A 20,825-nucleotide genomic window follows, 5' to 3' on the forward strand; every position below is an offset into this window, starting at 1 on the left:
GGGCCGCCTCACGGACCGATGCCCTGGGCGGTCTGTTCCGGAGCGTCCGGACGGCCGCCCTTGCGCAGTTCGCCGAGGATGCCGAAGGCCGCCGCGCAGAGCGGGACCGCGAGCAGCATGCCGAGGATGCCCGCCACGCTCGCGCCCGCCGTCAGCGCGATCAGGATCATCGCGGGGTGCATCTGGACCGTACGGCTCTGGATCATCGGCTGCAGGATGTGGCCCTCCAGCACCTGCACGGCGAGGACGACGCCGAGCGCCCAGAGCGCGATGGCGAATCCCCGGTCCGCGAGCGCCACCAGGACCGCCACGGTCCCGGAGATGAACGCGCCGAGGTACGGGATGTAGGCGCCGACGAGCACCAGCGCGCCGAGCCCCACCGCGCCCGGCACCCCCAGGATCAGCAGGCCGACCGTGATGCAGACGGCGTCGATCAGGGCGATGAGCGTCGTGCCGCGCATGAAGCCCTCGACGGCCCCGAAGGCCCGCCGGCCCATCGCCTCGACCACGTCCCCGGTGCCGCGCGGGGCGACGGAGTGGGCGAGGCCCGCGGCCCGGTCGGCGTCGCGCAGGAAGAAGAAGGTCAGCAGCAGCGCGAGGACGCTGGTGGCGATGAGGGAGCCGACGAGGCTGATCCCGGTGATGAGCCCGCCCGCGGCGCTCGCGCCGAACTTCTCGACGAGCTTGCGGCCGTTGGCCTCCAGGTCGTCCACGTTCATGTCGTCCGCGACCTGGAAGTGGTCGATGACCCACTGCCCGGCGTCCTTCAGCGACTGGACGATCTGGTCGCCGGTCTCGACGAGCGCGGAGACCACGATGTAGCCGGCGCCGCCGACGACGGCGAGCAGCAGCGCGCAGGTGACTCCGGCGGCCACCGAGCGGTTCACCCCGTGGTTCGTCATCCGGCGGTGGACCGGGCCGAGCAGCGCCGTACCGAGCAGCGCGAGCAGCACGGGTGTGACAGCGGTCTTGAAGACGACGCACAGCCAGACGGCGACGGCGGCGACACCGGTGACCAGCAGGACGACACCGCACCAGGCGGCCGTCCGCCGGGCACCGTCGGGCAGGAGTGGCTTCTGGGTCTGCACCCTGCCAGCCGATCACGGCGCGGGTGCGGTGTCCCGCCCGCGCCGCCGTACGAGTGACGGTGCGTCACACGACGGCGGCGGGAGCGGGAGCGCCGGTCACATGCCGTGGACGGCGGGGACGGTGCCGAGGCGGCCGGCCTGGAAGTCCTCGAAGGCCTGCTTCAGTTCGGCCTGGCTGTTCATCACGAACGGTCCGTAGTGCGCCATCGGCTCGCGGATGGGGCGGCCACCGAGCAGGACGACCTCCAGGTCCGGGGTGTTGCCGTCCTGCTTCTCGTCCGCGCGCACGGTCAGCGAGGAGCCGGCGCCGAAGACGGCGGTCTGGCCCATGTGGACCGGCCGGCGCTCCGCACCGGCGGACCCGCGTCCGGCGAGCACGTACGCGAGGCCGTTGAAGTCCTCGCGCCAGGGCAGCGTCACCTCGGCGCCGGGGCGCACGGTGGCGTGGATCATCGTGATCGGGGTGTGCGTGATGCCGGGGCCCTCGTGGCCGTCGAGCTCACCGGCGATCACGCGGAGCAGCGCGCCGCCGTCCGGGGAGGCGAGCAGCTGGACCTGGCCGCCGCGGATGTCCTGGTAGCGCGGGGCCATCATCTTGTCGGACCTGGGCAGGTTCACCCAGAGCTGGAGGCCGTGGAAGAGGCCGCCGGACATGACCAGGGACTCCGGCGGCGCCTCGATGTGGAGCAGCCCGCTACCTGCTGTCATCCACTGGGTATCGCCGTTGCCGATGGTGCCGCCGCCGCCGTTGGAGTCCTGGTGGATGAAGCTGCCGTCGATCAGGTACGTCACGGTCTCGAAGCCGCGGTGCGGGTGCCAGGGGGTTCCCTTCGGCTCGCCCGCCGCATACTCCACCTCACCCATCTGGTCCATCATGATGAACGGATCGAGGTACTTGTAGTTGACGCCCGCGAAGGCGCGGCGGACGGGGAAGCCCTCGCCCTCGAAGCCGCTCGGCGCCGTGGTCACGGCGAGCACGGGGCGGGCCGCGGCGTCGCCGGAAGCGGCCACCTTCGGCAGGGTCAGCGGGTTCTCGACGGTCACTGCGGGCATGGGAGCCACCTCCGTGGGGGACTGTGCTGCCATCAATTTAGTTGAATGGTGAACATCCTGCAAGGCGGCCTTCATTCCCGAACGGCCCCGGACAGCGGGAAGGGGCCCGTACCGACGGCGGTACGGGCCCCTTCCGGAAGCCTTGGAAATGTGGCGGATCAGCCGTCTGCGCAGCAATGGCGTCTAGCCATACATGCGGCGCATCGCGAAGTCGACCATCTGCTCGACGGCCTTCGCGTCGAAGACCATGCGGTGCTCGCCCTCCATGTCCAGGACGAAGCCGTAGCCGGTGGGCAGCAGGTCGATCACCTCGGCGCCGGTGATCACGAAGTACTTGGACTCCTTGCCCGCGTAGAGCCGCAGCTCCTTGAGCGTGGTGAACATCGGGATCACCGGCTGCTGGGTGTTGTGCAGCGCGAGGAAGCCGGGATTGTCGCCGCGCGGGCAATAGACCTTCGAGGTCGCGAAGATCTGCTGGAAGTCCTCGGCGGACAGCGAGCCGGTCGTGAAGGCCCGTACCGCGTCGCCCAGCGAGGGCGGCGAGGGTTCGGGATACAGCGGCTGCTCGCCGTAGCCGCCCCCCATCGGCTGCTGTGCGCCCTGGTTCTGGTCGTAGCCGTACATGGAGCAAAGAGTAATCGGCCACATGTGAGGCTCGGGGGGTTGCGCCTTATTACTGACGGGTAGCATCATCGTAGAGGTCAGCTGATACGTCCGGGCCACCCCTCCACGGGGCGCTGCGCGCCACTGCTATTGATTACGGAGCCTTCCCATGGGGCACTACAAGTCGAATCTCCGCGACATCGAGTTCAACCTCTTCGAGGTGCTCGGCCGCGACAAGCTGTACGGCACCGGACCGTTCGCGGAGATGGACGTCGACACCGCGAAGAGCATCCTCGACGAGGTCGCGCGCCTCGCGGAGAACGAGCTCGCCGACTCCTACGCCGACGCCGACCGCAACCCGCCGGTCTTCGACCCGGAGACCAACACCGCCCCGGTCCCGGACACGTTCAAGAAGTCGTACCAGGCCTTCATGGACTCCGAGTACTGGCGCCTGGGCCTGCCCGAGGAGATCGGCGGCACGACCTCGCCCCGCTCCCTGATCTGGGGCTACGCGGAGCTGCTGCTCGGCTCGAACCCGGCCGTCTGGATGTACTCCTCCGGCCCGGCGTTCGCCGGCATCCTCTTCGAGGAGGGCAACGAGGCGCAGAAGAAGGTCGCCGGGATCGCCGTCGAGAAGCAGTGGGGCTCGACGATGGTGCTGACCGAGCCGGACGCCGGCTCCGACGTCGGCGCGGGCCGCACGAAGGCCGTCGAGCAGGAGGACGGCTCCTGGCACATCGAGGGCGTGAAGCGCTTCATCACCTCGGGCGAGCACGACATGTCGGAGAACATCCTCCACTACGTGCTGGCGCGCCCCGAGGGCGCCGGCCCCGGCACCAAGGGCCTCTCCCTCTTCCTGGTCCCGAAGTACCACTTCGACTGGACCACCGGCGAGCTGGGCGAGCGCAACGGCGTGTACGCGACGAACGTCGAGCACAAGATGGGCCTGAAGGCGTCCAACACCTGCGAGATGACGTTCGGCGACCGCCACCCCGCCAAGGGCTGGCTCATCGGCGACAAGCACGACGGCATCCGCCAGATGTTCCGCATCATCGAGTTCGCCCGCATGATGGTCGGCACGAAGGCCATCGCCACGCTCTCCACGGGTTACCTGAACGCGCTGGAGTACGCCAAGGAGCGCGTCCAGGGCACCGACCTGTCCGAGTTCATGAACAAGTCGGCGCCCAAGGTCACCATCACGCACCACCCCGACGTGCGCCGCTCCCTCATGACGCAGAAGGCGTACGCCGAGGGCATGCGCGCCCTCGTCCTCTACACCGCCTCGGTCCAGGACGCGATCCAGGAGAAGGAGGCCGCGGGCGAGGACGCCAAGGCGCTGCACGGCCTCAACGACCTGCTGCTCCCGATCGTCAAGGGCTACGGCTCCGAGAAGTCGTACGAGCAGCTGGCGCAGTCGCTCCAGACGTTCGGCGGCTCCGGGTACCTCCAGGAGTACCCGGTCGAGCAGTACATCCGTGACGCCAAGATCGACACCCTGTACGAGGGCACCACGGCCATCCAGGGCCAGGACTTCTTCTTCCGGAAGATCGTCCGCGACCAGGGCGCCTCGCTCAACGCGCTCTCCGAGGAGATCAAGAAGTTCCTCGCGGGCGCCCAGGACAACGAGGAGCTGTCCGGCGCGCTGGACAGCCTCGCCAAGGCCGCGGTGGACCTGGAGGCGATCGTCGGCACGATGATCACCGACCTCACCGCGACCGGCGAGGACGTCAAGAACATCTACAAGGTGGGCCTCAACACCACCCGCCTGCTGCTCGCCTCCGGCGACGTCGTCGTCGGCTACCTGCTGCTCAAGGGCGCGGCCGTGGCCGCCGAGAAGCTGCCGGCGGCCTCCGCGAAGGACGTCCCCTTCTACCGGGGCAAGATCGCCGCCGCGAAGTTCTTCGCCGCGAACGTCCTCCCCGGCGTCGGCGCCGAGCGCGCCCTCGCCGAGGCCGTCGACAACTCCCTGATGGAGCTGGACGAGGCCGCGTTCTAGGACGCGTTCCAGGACGCTTTCGCACGATTGACGGCCGCCGCCGCCCGGACCCCGTCCTGGCGGCGGCGGCCGTACGATGAGCGGCCCGGGCCGGGGGGCGACAGGGAATCCTTTCGGCCACGTCTGGCTACAGTGAAGAACATGAGTTCCTCCCCCCGCTTCGACCGCGGGCACACCGACGATCTGATGGCCTTCCTGATGGCCTCCCCCTCCCCGTACCACGCCGTGGCGAGCGCCGCCGCGCGACTGGAGAAGGCCGGATTCCGCCAGGTGGAGGAGACCGCGGCCTGGGACGGAACCACGGGTGGCAAGTACGTTCTGCGCGGTGGCGCGATCGTCGCCTGGTACGTGCCGGAGGGCGCCGGGGCGCACACACCGTTCCGGATCGCCGGCGCGCACACCGACTCCCCGAACCTTCGGGTCAAGCCGCTGCCCGACAGCGGCGCGTACGGCTGGCGCCAGATCGCCGTGGAGATCTACGGCGGCACCCTGCTCAACACCTGGCTGGATCGCGACCTCGGTCTCGCCGGCCGGATCTCGCTGCGCGATGGCAGCGACCGGCTCGTCTCCATCGACCGGCCGCTGCTGCGCGTACCGCAGCTCGCCGTGCACCTGGACCGGTCGGCCAACACCGACGGGCTCAAGCTGGACCGGCAGAAGCACATGCAGCCGATCTGGGGGCTCGGGGACGTCGAGGAGGGCGACCTCATCCGGTTCGTCGCCGAGGAGGCGGGCGTCGACGCCGAGGACATCACCGGCTGGGACCTGATGCCGCACCCCGTCGAGCCGCCGTCCTACCTGGGCCGCGACCGCGAGCTGGTGGCCGGTCCGCGCATGGACAACCTGCTCTCCGTGCACGCGGCGACCGCCGCGCTGGCCGCCGTCGCCGGACAGCCCGACGCGGAACTGCCGTACATCCCGGTCATGGCCGCCTTCGACCACGAGGAGAACGGCTCGCAGTCCGACACCGGCGCGGACGGACCCCTGCTCGGCACGGTCCTGGAGCGCTCGGTCTTCGCCCGCGGCGGCGGTTACGAGGACCGCGCCCGCGCCTTCGCCGGCACGGTCTGCCTCTCCTCGGACACCGGCCACGCGATCCACCCGAACTACGCGGAGCGCCACGACCCCACGCACCACCCGGTCGTCAACGGCGGACCGATCCTCAAGGTCAACGTCAACATGCGGTACGCGACCGACGGCAGCGGCCGCTCCGCGTTCGCCGCCGCCTGCGAGAAGGCGGGCGTGCCGTGGCAGACGTTCGTCTCCAACAACGCGATGCCCTGCGGCACGACGATCGGCCCGATCACCGCCGCCCGGCACGGCATCAAGACCGTCGACATCGGCGTCGCCATCCTGTCCATGCACAGCGCCCGTGAGCTGTGCGGCGCCGACGACCCGTACCTGCTGGCGAACGCGCTGGCGGCGTTCCTGGCGGGCTGACCGCCCCAGGCGGGAGCCCGTGCCAACCTCCCACCCAGGCATGCTCGTTGCCGGGCCGGGTACGCGCTCCGTACACGGCCCGGAGGTCCCGGGCCGCCTGGGAGGCGGAACTCATGGGACTCGGCGGATGCATTCTCCTCATCGGCGCGGGGGCGATCCTGGCCTTCGCGACCGACTGGCACATGGACAGCGTCAATGTCGGCCTGGTCGGCTGGATCATGATGATCGTCGGGATCATCGGTGTCTTCGTCTACGCGAGCGTCATCCGGCGCCGCCGCATGGTCGTGCCGCCCACCACGACGGTCGTGTCCGACGACGAACGGCACCTGTGACCGGGTGCGATCCGGCCACACCCCCGAACCGCCACGGCGGAATCCCCGATATTCTGGGCACTTGTCCGTGACCCGGCACCGGGCGCGTCAGACCCGGAAGGGGAGCCGCTCGTGGAGTTCCGGCTGCTCGGCACCGTCTGCGTCGACACGCTGACCGGGCCGCTGCCCCTCGGCCCCGCCAAGCGCCGCAGCCTGCTCGCGGCCCTGCTGCTGCACGCCAACACCCCGGTATCCATGGCGCGCCTGACGGGCTGCCTGTGGGACGACGAACCGCCGCTCCACGCCCGCACGGTCATCCAGGGGCACGTCTCCCGGCTCCGCGCCCTGCTGGTAGGCGCGGACGCCCAGGCGTACGGGATCGAGCTGGCGACGCTCGGCGACGCGTACGTGCTCCGGGCGCCGGAAACCCTGCTGGACTCCCAGCGGTTCGAGGAACTGCTGATGCTCGCCCGCGAGCAACGGGACCCCGCCGACGCGGTGCTGATGCTGAAGGAGGCCCTGTCCCTCTGGCAGGGCCCCGCCCTCACCGGCACCTGCGCGAGCGCCCCCCTCCAGGCCGCCGCCCACGCGCTGGAGGAGTCCCGCCTCTCGACGGTCGAGCAACTGGCCCGCGCGTATGGAGAGCTGGGCGAACACCACCGAGCGGCGGCCGCCTTGCGCGCGGAGGCCGTAGCCCACCCCATGCGCGAATCCCTGGCGGCGGGCCTGATGACCGCCCTGTACCTCTCGGGCCGCCAGTCCGAGGCCCTGGACTGGTTCCACCGCACCCGCCGCCTGCTGGCGGACGAACTGGGCATCGACCCCGGCCGCGAGCTCGCGGACGCGTATGCGCGCATCCTGCGCGGGGACCCGGGCACACCGGCCCGCCCGGCCCCCGCCCCGGGAGCCCCGCGCGTCCTCGGACACCCGGGGGCCCCGGCGGGAGCCGCAGTCGGCACGCCGCGCGGGGCCGACGGCCTCGCCGAGCCGGTGAGTCCGCCCGCGCCCCGGACACCCCCGGCGCCCGCCCCGCACTCCCCGCACGCCGGAGGCACCCCGCACGCCGGAGGCACACCCGCGCCCGCCGCCGATCTGCTCCCCCGGGCGCCGCGCGGGTTCCACGGGCGGGGCGCCGAGCTGACCGCGCTCTCCCGCGCCGCGGCCGGGGAGGCACCCGTGTGCCTGGTCACCGGGCCGGCCGGGGTCGGCAAGACGGCGCTGGCGCTGCACTGGGCGCGGCGGACCCCCGCCGCGTTCCCGGACGGGCGGCTCTTCGCGGACCTGCGCGGATTCGGGGACACCGCCGAGCCGACCCCGCTCGAAGTGCTGCGGGAGTTCCTGCTCGCGCTCGGCGTCGCACCCCGCCGGGTGCCGGAGTCCGCGGCGGGCGCGGCGGCCCTGTTCCGCTCGCTGACCGACCGGCTCAGCCTCCTCGTCGTCCTCGACAACGCCCGCGACTCCGCCCAGGTCAGGCCGCTGCTGCCGGGCGGCGCGGACTGCGTCACGCTGGTCACCAGCAGGCGCCGCCTCGAAGGGCTCATCGCCTCGGACGCAGCCGTCCCGGTCCCCCTGGACATACTCGAACCACCGGACGGCACCGCGCTGCTGGCCGGCGTCCTCGGCGAGGAGAGGGTCCTCGCCGAACCGGTCGCGGCGCGGCGGCTCGCCGAACTCTGCGGCGGACTGCCCCTCGCCCTGCGGGTGACGGCCGCCCGGCTGGCCGGCCGTCCGCAGTGGACACTGGCCGCGATGGCCGACGAACTCGCGGACGAGCGCAGCCGGCTGTCCTACCTGGACGTGGAGGACACCGGCGTCTCCGCCGCCCTGCGGCTCACCGTGCAGCAGCTGCCGCCGGACGCCGTCCACCACCTCGGCCGGCTCGGCCACCACCCGGGCGGCCACTTCGACCCGTACACCGCCGCCGCACTCGCCGGCAGCGACCCGGTCACCGCCGCGACCGCGCTGGAACGGCTCGCCGCCGCCCATCTGGCCTCGGAGGCCGGGCCCGGGCGCTGGATACTCCACGACCTGGTGCGGCTGTACGCGCGAGGGCTCGACCCGGCGGCCGGGCCGGACGCGCTCATGGGCGTGCTCGACCACTACATCGCCACCGCGCTCGCCGCCGCCGACACGGCGGAACCGGGCGGCGAGCCCTGCTTCGTGCTGCCCGACGACTTCCGCAGGCCGGCCGCGACCCGGGACTTCACGGACCGGGCGGCGGCCATGAGCTGGCTGGCCGCCGAACGCGAGGACCTGACCCTGGCCGCTGCGGCCGCCCGGGCCGCCGGGCTCGACGACCGGGCCTGGCGGATCATCCTGCTCCAGTGGCCGCACGTGGTGTGGCGGGTGCGGGACGGCTGGACCCCGATGCTGGAGCTCGCCCTGGCGGCGGCCGTCGCCCGCGAGGACCCGTACGCCGAGTCCCGGGTCCGCAATCTGCTCGGCTGGGTCCTGACGGAGGAGGGCAGGACCGGCGAGGCCGTCGCCGTGCTCGCACCCTCGCCCGGTCTCGCCCGGCGGGTCCACGACCGGCTCGGCGAGGCGACCGCGCTGATCAACCTGGCCCTCGTACAGGCCGAACAGGGCGGCCTGCACGAGGCGATGGAGGGCTGCGAGCGCGCCCTCGAACTGGCTGGGAAGGAGCCCGACCCCCACACGGAGATGCTCGCGCTCCAGCACCTGGCCCGGATGCAGCTCACGGCGGGCCGCCCGCAGGACGCCCTGGACTCCGCCCGCACCGCGTTCGACCTCGGCCCCGAGCACGAGGAGACGGCCCGCCGGGTCCTGCTGCTGTCCGTGAGCGGCGAGGCCCACCTGGCCCTCGGCGCGGAGGAGGAGGGCATCCGCCTCCTGGACGAGGCCGCCACGGAGGCGGAGGCCGCCGGCTACGACGAGGGAGCGGTCCGCGCCCTGGAGGCGCTGCTCCGCGTAACGGCGGGCCCGGACTACGTACGCCGCCACGCCGAAGCGGCCCGCCGCCTCACGGCGGACGGCTGACCCGTCCCCGGCCCGGGCGGCCGGCTCAGCCCGTGGCGTCCCCGTCCTCGTCCATCCCGGCCAGCACCAGCGGCAGCCGGCTCGCCCCGCCGGGCACGACACGGACCGGGACGCCCCAGTCCTGCTGGTGGACGTGGCAGGCCGGGTACTCGTTCGCCGGGTCGTCGTCGCAGGACGCGGCCATCGCGGAGACGTGCAGGACGCCCTCGGTGACGCCGTCCGCGAGGACCAGGTCGCGGAAGAGGTCGGTGCCCGCGCCCTCGCCCTCGGCCAGCAGCTCGGGCGGGGTCGAGGAGACCAGCAGCCGGGTCGACGGGCCGTACCGGGTGTCGAGCTTCTGGCCGGCCGGTGCCTGGAAGACGACGTCGAGCCGGAGCGCGCCGGGGGCGATCTCGGTGGCCGCCCGCTGCGTGCGGTGGGCCTGCTCGGCGACACGCACCGCCTCCTCGGGCAGCCGCAGCCGGGTCAGCCGGTGCCGGGCGGACTCGACGACGACCAGGTCGCCGTCGACCAGCACGGCGTCGCTGGGCTCCCGCAGGTCCGTGGCGAGGGTGGTGACCTCGCCGCTCGCCGGGTCGTAGCGGCGCAGGGCGTGGTTGTACGTGTCGCAGACGGCCACGGACCCGTCGGGCAGGGCGGTCACGCCGAGCGGGTGCTGGAGCAGGGCCTGCTCGGCGGCCCCGTCCCGGTGGCCGAAGTCGAAGAGACCGGTGCCGACGGCGGTGTGCACGGCACCCTCGCGGTCCACCCAGCGCAGCGCCGACGTCTCGGAGTCCGCGACCCACAGCCGCTCCTCGGTCGCGGCGAGCCCGGACGGCTGGGCGAACCACGCCTCGTCGCCGGGCCCGTCGACCAGGCCCTCGTTGGTGGTCCCGGCCGAGACACGTACGGCGTTGCCCTCGGGGTCGTACGTCCACAGCTGGTGCACCCCGGCCATGGCGATCCAGAGCCTGCCGCCGAACCAGGCGACGTCCCACGGCGAGGAGAGGTCGACCTCGCGGGCCGGGCCGCTGGTGGGCGCCCCCTGCCACCACTGGCGGCCGGTCCCGGCGAGGGTGGTGGTGGCCCCGGTCGTGAGGTCGAGCGCGCGGATGGCGTGGTTGACCGTGTCGGCGACCGCGATCCGCCCGTCGGGCAGCAGGGCGAGGCCCTGCGGCTCGCTGAACCGGACCTCCTCCGGCCCGCCGTCGGCGAACCCGCGCTCCCCCGTCCCGAAGTGCCGGCGCACGGTCTCGCCGTCCGGGTCCAGCTCGACCAGGCGGTGCCGGGTGGTGTCGGAGACCAGGAAGCCGCCGTCCGCCAGGAGCAGCGCCTTGCCGGGGAACCGCAGATGCGTGGCCACCGGCTCCGGCGCCACGTACGGCCCGTCCCCGCGCCGCAGGGTCCCCTTCGCCGCGTGCTCCGCCTCCAGCTCCTCGACCAGCTTCCCGATGGCGTGGGCGTGCCCCTCACCGGCGTGCTGGGCGACGACATAGCCCTCGGGGTCGATGACGACGAGCGTGGGCCAGGCGCGTACGGCGTACTGCTTCCAGGTGGCCAGCTCGGGATCGTCGAGCACCGGGTGGTGCACCTCGTACCGCTCCACCGCGTCCACGACGGCCTGGTGCTCCGCCTCGTGGACGAACTTCGGCGAGTGCACGCCGATGATCACGACGGTGTCGCGGTGCTTCTCCTCCAGCTCGCGGAGCTCGTCGAGAACATGCAGGCAGTTCACACAGCAGAATGTCCAGAAGTCGAGGATCACGATGCGTCCTCGCAGGTCAGCGAGGGTGTACTGCCGGTCGCCTGTATTGAGCCAGCCGCCCTTGCCGATGAGTTCGGGGGCCCTGACGCGCGCACGTGTTGCCATGAGACCAGTCAACATCACCGTGGCGTCCCCGCATTCCGCAGGTACCTCGGGGAACCTGGGAGCCATGAGACTTCTCGTGCGCGAGCGCATTTTCGGCATCGGTGACGACTACTGGATCGAGGACGCGGACGGCCGCAAGGTCTTCCTGGTCGACGGCAAGGCCATGCGGGTGCGCGACACCTTCGAGCTGAAGGACGCGCAGGGCCGGATCCTCGTCGAGATCCGCCAGAAGCTGCTCAGCCTGCGCGACACCATGCTGATCGAGCGGGACGGCGAACAGCTCGCCAAGGTCAAGAAGAAGCATCTGTCGCTGCTCCGCAACCACTACCGCGTGACCCTGGCGGACGGCACCGAGCTGGATGTCAGCGGCAAGATCCTGGACCGCGAGTTCGCCATCGACTACGACGGCGAACTGCTGGCCCAGATCTCCCGTCGCTGGCTGTCCATCCGGGACACGTACGGCATCGACATCGTGCGGGACGACGCCGACGCGTCGCTGCTGATCGCGGTCGCGGTGTGCGTGATCGTGCTCGCGGAGAAGGACGACGAGGACTGACCGCACGGCGCATACGAAGGGCCCGTGTTTCACGTGAAACACGGGCCCTTCGTATGAGGTCCTGCTACGGGGTCCGCCCCAGCCGCCGGTCCTTCAGTGCCGGGAACTGCTCCCGCGTCGTGGCGACCTTGGCCGGGTCCAGCTCCACGGTCAGCACCTCCTCGTCCGCGCCCGCCTCCGCGAGCACCTCGCCCCAGGGGTCGACGACGAGGGAGTGCCCGGCCTGCTGGATGCCGGCGTGGGTGCCGGCGGAGCCGACGGCCAGGACGTACGCCTGGTTCTCGACGGCACGGGCCTGGGCGAGCAGGGTCCAGTGGGCGCGGCGGCGCTCCGGCCAGCCGGCCGCGACGACCAGGGTCTCGGCGCCGGCGTCGACCAGGCCCCGGAACAGCTCGGGGAAGCGGAGGTCGTAGCAGGTGGCGAGGCCGAGCGTGGTCTGCGGGAGCGGAACGGTCACCAGGTCCTCACCGGCGCCCATCATGACCGCCTCGCCCTGGTCGAATCCGAAGCGGTGGATCTTGCGGTAGGCGGCGGCCCGTACGCCCTCGGGGGAGAAGACGAGGGTCGTGTTGTAGAGGGTGTCGTCGGCGGCCCGTTCGACGAAGGAGCCGGCGTGCAGCCAGACCCCGGCCTCAGCTGCGGCCTTGGCCATCACCTCGTGCGTGGGGCCCGTCAGGGGCTCGGCCTCGTCCTCGAACGCCGTGTAGGCGAAGGCTCCCACCGGCCACAGCTCGGGAAGCACCACGAGATCGGCGCCCCGCTGGGCCACGACCAGGGAAGCAGCGCGCTGCCTGCGGGAATCGGCGGGTTCGTCCGGGTCTACTGCGATCTGGATGAGGGAGGCGCGCACACTACCACCGTCCTGGCATTCGAGCCGTCAACACGGGCCTACGATCGTCACACGAAAGCACTGCCGGGGTGCCTGCTCGCAGCGTAACTTAGCCACCGAACCTCATCGCCGCTCGCAGCCCGCAGCCCGACCGTCCGCGCCCAGTCGCCCATGCACCGCAGAACCGCACGAGGGGTCCCGTGACCGTCCATCCCAGCCTCCAGACCTACGCCGACGCCTGGACCCACTCCATCGAGTCGATAGCCGAGCTGGTGAGCCCGCTCGCCGAGGGGGAGTGGAACGGCCGTACGCCCTGTCCCAACTGGTCCGTGCGCGACATCGTGTCGCACATCATCGGCATGGAGTGCGAACAGCTCGGCGACCCGCGTCCGATCCACACCCTGCCGCGCGACCTCTTCCACGTGCAGAGCGACTTCGCCCGTTACATGGAGATGCAGGTCGACGTCAGGCGCCACCACACCGCGCCGGAGATGACCTCCGAGCTGGAGTACACGATCATTCGCCGCGCCCGGCAGCTGCGCAACGAGTCGCGTGACCCGGAGACGAAGGTGCGGGCGCCGCTGGGCGCCGAGCAGACCCTGGAGACCGCGCTGCGGATGCGCGCGTTCGACGTCTGGGTGCACGAACAGGACCTGCGTACGACCCTGGGCAGGCCCGGCAACCTGGACTCCCCCGGCGCTGTGGTCGCCCGCGACGTCCTGCTGCTGGGGCTGCCGAAGGTGGTGGCCAAGAGCGCGGGCGCACCGGCCAACTCGGCGGTGGTGCTGGACGTGCACGGGCCGCTGGAGTTCATGCGTACGGTACGGGTCGACGCCGACGGGCGCGGTTCGCTGGACGTCGCCCCGTCGCTCGGCCCGGTCGTGACGCTGTCCATGGACTGGGAGACGTACGTACGGCTGGCCTGCGGCCGGGTGCGGCCCGCCGCGGTCGCGGACCGGATCAAGACCGAGGGCGACCAGGAGCTGGCCGACGCCATCCTCCAGCACTTCGGCGTCACCCCGTAACGGCGAAGACAACCCCGGCACACAGCGGCGCCCGCCCCCACGAGGGGGACGGGCGCGCCGCGGTTCCGGACCCGATCACGCGGGCACGTGCACGGCCTCCACCCGGCTGACCACGTGGTACTCGCGCTCCCGGCGCGCGGCCTTCACGCGCAGCCGCAGGATCTGCGCGATGCCCAGCGCCTCCAGGAAGAAGACGGACGAGAACGCCACCCGGTAGTTGTCGCCGGTCGCGTCCAGCAGCACGCCGACGGCCAGGAGCGTGGTCATCGAGGCGACGAAGCCGCCCATGTTGACGATGCCGGAAGCGGTGCCCTGGCGCTCCGGCGGGTTGGCCGGGCGGGAGAAGTCGAAGCCGATCATCGAGGCGGGCCCGCAGGCCCCGAGCACCAGGCACAGGACGACCAGCAGCCACATGGGCGCGTGGTCCCCGGGGTGGAAGATCGTTGCGGCCCACAGCGCGGCCGTCGTCCCGACCGTGCCCAGCGCGAGCGGGACCCGGGCCGCCTGGTGGCGGGCGATGACCTGCCCGTAGACGAGCCCCAGCGTCATGTTGGAGAGCACCACCAGGGTCAGCAGCTCACCGGCGGTCCCCCGGCCGAGCCCCTGGTCCTCGACCAGGAACGGCATGCCCCACAGCAGCAGGAACACCATGGCCGGGAACTGCGTCGTGAAGTGCACCCACATCCCGAGCCTGGTGCCGGGCTCCCGCCAGGCGGCGGCGATCTGCTTGCGCACGTACGCCCCGCCGGCGTGCTGCACGGGCGGCGGCTCGTACCCCTCGGGGTGGTCCTTCAGGAAGAGCAGGAGCAGCACCAGCACCACGACCCCGGCCAGCGAGCTGCCGACGAAGGTGGTCGTCCAGCCGAAGCCGTGCAGGGCGCGGGCGATGACGAGCGTGGAGATCAGGTTGCCCGCCATCCCGAAGAGGGCGGCGACCTGGCTGATCAGCGGCCCGCGCCGGGCGGGGAACCAGCGCGTCCCCAGCCGCAGCACGCTGATGAACGTCATCGCGTCGCCGCAGCCCAGCAGCGCGCGGGAGGCGAGCGCGGTGCCGTACGAGGGGGAGAGCGCGAAGCCGAGCTGGCCGAGCGTGAACAGGATGGCCCCGAGGGTGAGGACCTTCTTGGTGCCGAGCCGGTCGACCATCAGGCCGACGGGTATCTGCATGCCCGCGTAGACGAGCAGCTGGAGGATGGAGAAGGTGGAGAGCGCCGAGGCGTTGACGTCGAACCGGTCGGCGGCGTCGAGTCCGGCGACGCCGAGGCTGGTGCGGAAGATGATGGCGACGAAGTAGACGGCGACGCCGATGCCCCAGATCCTGACGGCACGCCGGCCGCCGGGCGGGTCACCGGGCAGGGGCAGGGTGGGCGCGGCGGCGGAACTCACCGGTCCTCACCCCGGACCAGCACCTTGACCCGGCCGACGTGGCGGCGCACGACCTGGGCGGCGCCCTCCGCGTCACCGGCCCTGATCGCCTCCAGCAGCTCGCTGTGTTCCGCGATGTTGGCGGCGATCCTGTCGGGGTGGGCCTCCATGACGGCGACGCCCATCCGCAGCTGGCGGTCGCGGAGCTGGTCGTAGAGGCGGGAGAGGATCTCGTTGCCCGCGTGGCGGACGATCTCGGCGTGGAAGCACCGGTCCTTCACGGAGACGGTGGCCAGGTCGCCGGCCTCGGAGAACCGCCGCTGCTCCTCCAGGAGCCCTTCGAGCCGGCTGATCAGCTGCGGGGAGGCGGGCACGGCCTTGCGGGCGGCGAACTCCTCGACGAGCAGCCGGGTCTCCACGACGTCCGCGATCTCCTGCGCGGAGACGGCGAGGACCAGGGCGCCCTTCTTCGGGTAGAGCTTGATGAGCCCCTCGACCTCAAGGCGCAGCAGCGCCTCGCGCACCGGTGTCCGCGAGACCCCGACGGCCTCGGCGAGGCCGCCTTCGGTCAGCAGGGTGCCGCCCTCGTAGCGGCGGTCCAGGACCGCGTCCTTGACGTGTGCGTAGACGCGCTCGGCGGCCGGGGGCTGCTTCGCGGGCGGGGGGACGGGGGCGCGACCGGGTGATGCGGCGGGGGCGGGGGCTGGCATGCGTACAGCATAGATACAACATGCACGCAAGTGCCGCCCGCGTCCACGATGTGAGCGAGGTGGCCGGGCGGCCGGCGCCCGCAGGCCCGGCGGATGTGAGCGAGGGAGCCCGTCCGCTACCGCCCGCAGACCAGCAGGAGGGTCGTGCTCCCGTCCTCCTCGGCGATGTCCCGGACGTGCTGGAAACCCACCTTGCGGAGGGCCGCCAGCGAGGCCGTGTTCGGCTCCGCCACGGTCGCGTACACCTGCTCCAGGCCCAGCGTCTCGAAGCCGTACGCGACGATCCTGCGCGCGAGTTCGGTGCCGAGGCCCTGCCCCCACGCCTCGTGCGCGAGGGCGTAGATCAGCTCATGCCCCTCGACGGCCTTCGACGGCTTGATCTCCGCGTGTCCGACCATCCGGCCGTCCCGGCGGACGGCCCAGACGTCGAAGGCCTCGGGCTCGTACACGTGCGTGAAGACGCGGGCGAAGAGGGCGCGGTTACTTTCCTCGGGCTCGGGGCCGTCGCCCATGTGGCGGGAGACCCGGTCGTCCGCGAAGAGGGCGACGAAGTCCTCCTCGTCGGCCGGGACGTACGGTTCGAGCACCAGGCGTTCGCTGCGCAGGGAAGGCGTCATGCCGGGGGACGCTATCCCGGCTCCTACGCGGACGGCCCGTCGTTTTCCACCAGCCGCAACGTCGGGCGCTGCGGGGCGAACTCGCCGAGTCCGAGCGCCGCCTCGCGCCAGTGCGCGGCCAGTTCGAGCAGGCGCTCGTCGTCCTGCCGGTAGTCCGGCGACGGCACGTCCGGCACGGTCCGCCACAGGATCGTCGCGGCGAACCGGACCGCGTGCAGCGCGGCCGTCGTATGCGCCTCGACCCCGTCCTCCCCCAACTGCCGCAACGCCTCCAGGCGCTCGGCGAGGGCGAGGAGCTCGCCGTATGCCCTGACGGACTCCTGCGCACGCACGACATCGTCCACGGTTACCTCCGGCCTCTGGGGCGCTCGGCGCACCTGTCGTCGCGGTACGTCGGGCCGGCTCGCCGATCCCCGTGCCGTACCACGCGCACCGGGGCTCGGATGTGACGCCGATGGTAGCCCCTGGCCACATGGCGCAATCGCCCTCCGGATGCCGGAGGCCCGTCCCCCGGGCCCGGATGTCGTAAAAAATCACCCCCTCGTGGATTACAACCAAGAGGCGCGGTCACCCGTCTTACCAGCGCGCGGCACCCTCATGTGGCCGCATACCAGGGGCATTTGGAGCGTTCAAGTTGAAATTCGGCATTAAGGGCATAAGGCGCGGGTCCGCGACCGCCACGGTGGCCCTCACGACGGGCGCCCTGATCGCGGGCGGCGCGTTCGCCTCCACGGCACAGGCCGCCGCGCCCAAGGCGCCCTCGATCGTCGCCAAGGGCGGCTTCGTGATGAACAACGGCACCGGAAAGACGCTGTTCAGCAAGGCCGCGGACACCCGCCGCTCCACCGGTTCGACGACGAAGATCATGACCGCGCGCGTGGTGCTGGCCCAGAAGGGCCTGAACCTGAACTCCAAGGTCACGATCCAGAAGGCGTACAGCGACTACATCGTCTCCAAGGGCGCGTCCTCGGCGCGTCTGATCGTGGGCGACAAGGTCACCGTCCGCCAGCTGCTCTACGGCCTCATGCTGCCGTCGGGCTGCGACGCCGCCTACGCGCTGGCCGACAAGTTCGGCTCCGGCAAGACGCGTTCGGCGCGGGTGAAGTCGTTCATCGGCAAGATGAACAGCACGGCCAAGACGCTGGGCCTGAAGAACACGCACTTCGACTCGTTCGACGGCATAGGGAACGGGTCCAACTACTCGACCCCGCGCGACCTGACGAAGCTCGCGAGCAGCGCGATGAAGTACTCCACGTTCCGCACGGTCGTGAAGACGAAGTCGACGAAGCAGAAGGTCACGACGAAGAGCGGTGGCTACCGCTACATGGCGTGGACCAACACCAACAAGCTGCTGAGCTCGTACAGCGGCGCGATCGGCGTGAAGACGGGCTCCGGCCCGGCGGCCAAGTACTGCCTGGTCTTCGCCGCGACCCGCAAGGGCAAGACGGTGATCGGCACGGTCCTGACCTCGTCGTCCGAGGCGAACCGCACGGCGGACGCGAAGAAGCTGATGGACTACGGCTTCAAGAAGTAGGCCTCTCGTACGGAGAAGGGCCCCGCACACCACGGTGTGCGGGGCCCTTCTCGCTTGCCGCCCGGCCGAAAAACCGGTGGCAGCCCGCCGGCCGGCCCCGCTACCGTCCAGCCGGGCCGTTGCCGTACGCGGCACGCCCACCGCGTCTGCCGTCCACGAAAGGGCGTCCGTTGTACATCGCGTGAGACCTCCCCACTGCTGATCGGTCGCGCGTCGCACCCTGTGCGCCGTGCTGCTTCCCGCTGCGGATTTCTCACACTGAAACCGGTGTACTCCTGTGCTCACCCATTGGGCCGTCATGCCCACACGCCTGCCCCTCGTCCTGCGCCGCTGCCACGCGTGCGCGTCCGGCAGCTTCCGCCCGTACGGCAAGTTCCGCGTCAACGCGAACCACAAGCTGCTCGACGCCTGGCTCCTCGCGCTCTGTACGGGGTGCGGGGACACCACGAAGCTCACGGTCCTGGAGCGGGCGCACGTCCGCTCCGTGCCTCCCGAGCTGCTGGAGCGGATGCACGACAACGACCCGGCCCTGGCGGCCGGGCTCCTCCAGGACGGCGTCGTCCTGCGCCGCAACCACGTCGCCCTCGACTGGACGGGCGCCTGGCGCCTGGACACCGGAGGCGACACCCACCCCGACCGCGAGGCGGTCGACGTGTCGGTCCGGTTCGGGGCCCGGATACCGGTCCGTCCGCTGCGCCTGATCGCGGACGGCTTCGGCCTCTCACGGGCCGGTACGGAACGCCTGCTGGCCGAGGGGAACCTCGTCTCGGCGACGCGCCTGACCGGCAGGGTCACGGGCGACTTCGGCTTCCTGCTGAAGCGGTGAGCGGGGTCGCGTAACGGGGGGCCGGTCCCCGCAAGGGCACCGGCCCCCGCTCTCAGTGTGCCGCCAGCCGTCCGACGAGCCCGATCGCGCGGGCCAGCAACCCCCGCTCCTCCTCGCTCAGTTCCGCGTCGATCGCGCGGGCGAGCCAGTCGGCCCGGCGGTCCCGCTCCTCCTCCAGGAGCGTGCGCCCGGCGTCCGACAGCTCGACGAGGCTCTTGCGGCCGTCGGTGGGGTGGGCGCGGCGTGTGATGAGCCCCTGGTCCATGAGCAGCCCGACGGCCCGCGCCATGGACTGCGGCCGCACCCGCTGGCCGGCGGCGAGCTCGCTGGTGGTCATGGCGCCGTTGCGGTCCAGCTCACCGAGGACGGCCACCTGGCCGAGCGGCATCTGGTCCTCCAGCTTCACGCGGCGGGTGAGCTTGCCCATCGCTGTGCGCAGCTCGGCGGCGATGGAGGCGGATTCCGGGAGGGGCATACCGCACTTTAACGCGGGGCGGAAACAGGACAGCAGACTGAACAGCAGAGCTGTTCAGCACAGCTAAACAGCCACACTGAACAGCATTGCTGTAGAGTCGTTCTCGCCGGGTCCAGCGCCACCGTCGTCGCAGCCGGACCGCGGCACGCGACAACGGGAAGGACCACTCCCATGACCGCCATCACCTCCGTCACCGGCCGCCGCGTCCTGGACAGCCGGGGCAACCCCACCGTCGAGGTGGACGTCGAACTGTCGGACGGCTCGCTCGGCCGCGCCGCGGTCCCCTCCGGCGCCTCCACCGGCGCCCGAGAGGCCGTCGAACTGCGCGACGGCGACCCGGCCCGCTGGCACGGCAAGGGCGTCGACCGGGCCGTGCACCACGTCAACACGGAGCTCACCGAGGCCGTTACCGGCCGGGACGCGGAGGACCAGGCCGGGCTGGACGCGGCGCTCGTCGCGGCGGACGGCACCGCCACGAAGTCCCGGCTGGGCGCCAACGCGATCCTGGGCGTGTCCCTGGCCGCCGCCAAGGCCGCGGCGGCCGCGCACCGCCTGCCGCTCTACCGCTACCTGGGCGGTGCGGACGCCCGGCTGCTGCCCGTACCGATGATGAACATCGTCAACGGCGGTGCGCACGCGGACAATCCGCTGGACTTCCAGGAGTTCATGATCGCCCCGATCGGCGCGGAGTCGTTCGCCGAGGCGGTCCGCATGGGCTCGGAGATCTTCCACACCCTGCGCCGCGACCTGCTCGCCGCCGGCCACTCCACGGGCGTCGGCGACGAGGGCGGCTTCGCGCCGTCCCTCCGTACGGCCGAGGAGGCGCTGGACTTCGTCGTGGCGGCGATCGAGCGCACGGGGTACCGGCCGGGCACGGACATCGGCCTGGTGATGGACCCGGCGACGTCTGAGTTCTTCCGCGACGGTGTGTACGACTACGCGGGCGAAGGGGTACGCCGCAGCCCGGCGGAGCACGCGGACTACCTGGTCAAGCTGATCGACGCCTACCCCGTCGTGTCGGTCGAGGACGCGATGGCCGAGGACGACCTGGACGGCTGGCGCGAACTGACCGCCCGGGTCGGCGACCGCTGCCAGCTGACGGGCGACGACGTGTTCTGCACGAACGACGCCCTGCTCCGCGAGGGCATCGCCTCCGGGGTCGCCAACTCGATCCTGGTGAAGGTCAACCAGATCGGCACCCTGACGGAGGCGCTGACCACGGTCTCCACCGCCCACCGCGCGGGGTACACGGTCGTCATGTCCCACCGCTCCGGCGAAACGGAGGACACCACGATCGCGGACCTCGCGGTCGCCACGGGCTGCGGCCAGATCAAGACGGGCTCCCTCTCCCGCTCGGACCGCACGGCCAAGTACAACCAGCTCATCCGCATCGAGGAGGAGCTGGGCACCAACGCCCGGTACGCGGGCACGGAGGCGCTGCGCGCCCGCTAGCCGATACGGCGCAACGCCTCCATCGCCTCACGCTCGACGCGCGCGATCTCGCGGAGGACGGCCCCGGCCTCCGCGAGCTCCGCGCATCACCCGTGGCGG

19 protein-coding genes are annotated in these 20,825 nt (G+C 71.8%); 9 read left to right on the forward strand and 10 right to left on the reverse strand.

The window, feature by feature from the left end:
• Window positions 1-8: 8 nt before the first annotated feature.
• The 3 genes from OG242_RS15210 to OG242_RS15220 all read right to left on the reverse strand — a co-directional run bounded on the left by OG242_RS15210 (window position 9) and on the right by OG242_RS15220 (window position 2,765).
• Window positions 9-1,088, reverse strand: a complete 1,080-nt coding sequence (locus OG242_RS15210) for an AI-2E family transporter (RefSeq protein WP_405898671.1) — start codon at window positions 1,086-1,088, stop codon at window positions 9-11.
• Between the two features lie 96 nt (window positions 1,089-1,184).
• Entirely contained in the window at window positions 1,185-2,141 is a 957-nt protein-coding gene (locus tag OG242_RS15215) for a pirin family protein (protein ID WP_405898672.1), read from the reverse strand.
• A 183-nt stretch (window positions 2,142-2,324) separates the two neighbouring features.
• Window positions 2,325-2,765 carry an SseB family protein gene (locus OG242_RS15220; protein ID WP_136207169.1) on the reverse strand — a complete coding sequence of 147 codons (441 nt, stop codon included), beginning with the start codon at window positions 2,763-2,765 and terminating at the stop codon, window positions 2,325-2,327.
• A gap of 148 nt (window positions 2,766-2,913) precedes the next feature.
• On the opposite strand from OG242_RS15220, the gene OG242_RS15225 reads away from it, so the two are divergent.
• The 4 genes from OG242_RS15225 to OG242_RS15240 all read left to right on the forward strand — a co-directional run bounded on the left by OG242_RS15225 (window position 2,914) and on the right by OG242_RS15240 (window position 9,488).
• Window positions 2,914-4,740, forward strand: coding sequence for an acyl-CoA dehydrogenase (locus tag OG242_RS15225; RefSeq protein ID WP_405898673.1), 1,827 nt, complete (start codon window positions 2,914-2,916; stop codon window positions 4,738-4,740).
• Between the two features lie 141 nt (window positions 4,741-4,881).
• On the forward strand, window positions 4,882-6,180 hold the full coding sequence (locus OG242_RS15230) for a M18 family aminopeptidase (protein WP_405898674.1): 1,299 nt from the start codon (window positions 4,882-4,884) through the stop codon (window positions 6,178-6,180).
• 113 nt (window positions 6,181-6,293) lie between these two features.
• Window positions 6,294-6,512: a DUF6458 family protein gene (locus OG242_RS15235; protein WP_405898675.1), complete on the forward strand. Its 219-nt coding sequence runs from the start codon at window positions 6,294-6,296 to the stop codon at window positions 6,510-6,512.
• Window positions 6,513-6,623: 111 nt separating this feature from the next.
• A complete protein-coding gene (locus OG242_RS15240) occupies window positions 6,624-9,488 on the forward strand; it encodes a BTAD domain-containing putative transcriptional regulator (protein ID WP_405898676.1) in 2,865 nt (954 codons plus the stop codon).
• Window positions 9,489-9,513: 25 nt separating this feature from the next.
• Here the strand turns inward: OG242_RS15240 and OG242_RS15245 are convergent, their stop codons facing one another.
• Complete coding sequence (locus OG242_RS15245; protein WP_405898677.1) at window positions 9,514-11,337, reverse strand: NHL domain-containing thioredoxin family protein; 1,824 nt, start codon at window positions 11,335-11,337, stop codon at window positions 9,514-9,516.
• Between the two features lie 64 nt (window positions 11,338-11,401).
• Here OG242_RS15245 and OG242_RS15250 point away from each other — a divergent pair, with 64 nt between their 5' ends.
• A complete protein-coding gene (locus tag OG242_RS15250; protein ID WP_405898678.1) occupies window positions 11,402-11,893 on the forward strand; it encodes an LURP-one-related/scramblase family protein in 492 nt (163 codons plus the stop codon).
• Between the two features lie 64 nt (window positions 11,894-11,957).
• On the opposite strand, the gene OG242_RS15255 is transcribed toward OG242_RS15250, so the two are convergent.
• Window positions 11,958-12,743: a carbon-nitrogen family hydrolase gene (locus tag OG242_RS15255; RefSeq protein ID WP_405898679.1), complete on the reverse strand. Its 786-nt coding sequence runs from the start codon at window positions 12,741-12,743 to the stop codon at window positions 11,958-11,960.
• A gap of 179 nt (window positions 12,744-12,922) precedes the next feature.
• On the opposite strand from OG242_RS15255, the gene OG242_RS15260 reads away from it, so the two are divergent.
• On the forward strand, window positions 12,923-13,747 hold the full coding sequence (locus OG242_RS15260; protein WP_405898680.1) for a maleylpyruvate isomerase family mycothiol-dependent enzyme: 825 nt from the start codon (window positions 12,923-12,925) through the stop codon (window positions 13,745-13,747).
• A 75-nt stretch (window positions 13,748-13,822) separates the two neighbouring features.
• Here OG242_RS15260 and OG242_RS15265 read toward each other — a convergent pair whose 3' ends face one another.
• The 4 genes from OG242_RS15265 to OG242_RS15280 all read right to left on the reverse strand — a co-directional run bounded on the left by OG242_RS15265 (window position 13,823) and on the right by OG242_RS15280 (window position 16,783).
• Window positions 13,823-15,133 carry a nitrate/nitrite transporter gene (locus tag OG242_RS15265; RefSeq protein ID WP_405898681.1) on the reverse strand — a complete coding sequence of 437 codons (1,311 nt, stop codon included), beginning with the start codon at window positions 15,131-15,133 and terminating at the stop codon, window positions 13,823-13,825.
• Window positions 15,130-15,822 carry a GntR family transcriptional regulator gene (locus OG242_RS15270; protein WP_405898682.1) on the reverse strand — a complete coding sequence of 231 codons (693 nt, stop codon included), beginning with the start codon at window positions 15,820-15,822 and terminating at the stop codon, window positions 15,130-15,132. The genes OG242_RS15265 and OG242_RS15270 overlap by 4 nt, the downstream gene beginning before the upstream one ends.
• A 116-nt stretch (window positions 15,823-15,938) precedes the next feature.
• Window positions 15,939-16,439: a GNAT family N-acetyltransferase gene (locus tag OG242_RS15275; RefSeq protein WP_405898683.1), complete on the reverse strand. Its 501-nt coding sequence runs from the start codon at window positions 16,437-16,439 to the stop codon at window positions 15,939-15,941.
• Window positions 16,440-16,462: 23 nt separating this feature from the next.
• On the reverse strand, window positions 16,463-16,783 hold the full coding sequence (locus OG242_RS15280; protein ID WP_164634264.1) for a hypothetical protein: 321 nt from the start codon (window positions 16,781-16,783) through the stop codon (window positions 16,463-16,465).
• 290 nt (window positions 16,784-17,073) lie between these two features.
• On the opposite strand from OG242_RS15280, the gene OG242_RS15285 reads away from it, so the two are divergent.
• Window positions 17,074-17,973: a D-alanyl-D-alanine carboxypeptidase family protein gene (locus tag OG242_RS15285; RefSeq protein WP_405898684.1), complete on the forward strand. Its 900-nt coding sequence runs from the start codon at window positions 17,074-17,076 to the stop codon at window positions 17,971-17,973.
• A gap of 277 nt (window positions 17,974-18,250) precedes the next feature.
• Window positions 18,251-18,799: a DUF1062 domain-containing protein gene (locus OG242_RS15290; RefSeq protein WP_405898685.1), complete on the forward strand. Its 549-nt coding sequence runs from the start codon at window positions 18,251-18,253 to the stop codon at window positions 18,797-18,799.
• 52 nt (window positions 18,800-18,851) lie between these two features.
• Here the strand turns inward: OG242_RS15290 and OG242_RS15295 are convergent, their stop codons facing one another.
• Entirely contained in the window at window positions 18,852-19,274 is a 423-nt protein-coding gene (locus tag OG242_RS15295; protein ID WP_405898686.1) for a MarR family winged helix-turn-helix transcriptional regulator, read from the reverse strand.
• A gap of 171 nt (window positions 19,275-19,445) precedes the next feature.
• On the opposite strand from OG242_RS15295, the gene eno reads away from it, so the two are divergent.
• Window positions 19,446-20,726: a phosphopyruvate hydratase gene (eno, locus tag OG242_RS15300; RefSeq protein ID WP_405898687.1), complete on the forward strand. Its 1,281-nt coding sequence runs from the start codon at window positions 19,446-19,448 to the stop codon at window positions 20,724-20,726.
• Window positions 20,727-20,825 lie beyond the last annotated feature (99 nt).

Origin of the sequence: Streptomyces sp. NBC_00727 (assembly GCF_045161745.1) — a bacterium.
Taxonomy (GTDB): Bacteria; Actinomycetota; Actinomycetes; order Streptomycetales; family Streptomycetaceae; genus Streptomyces.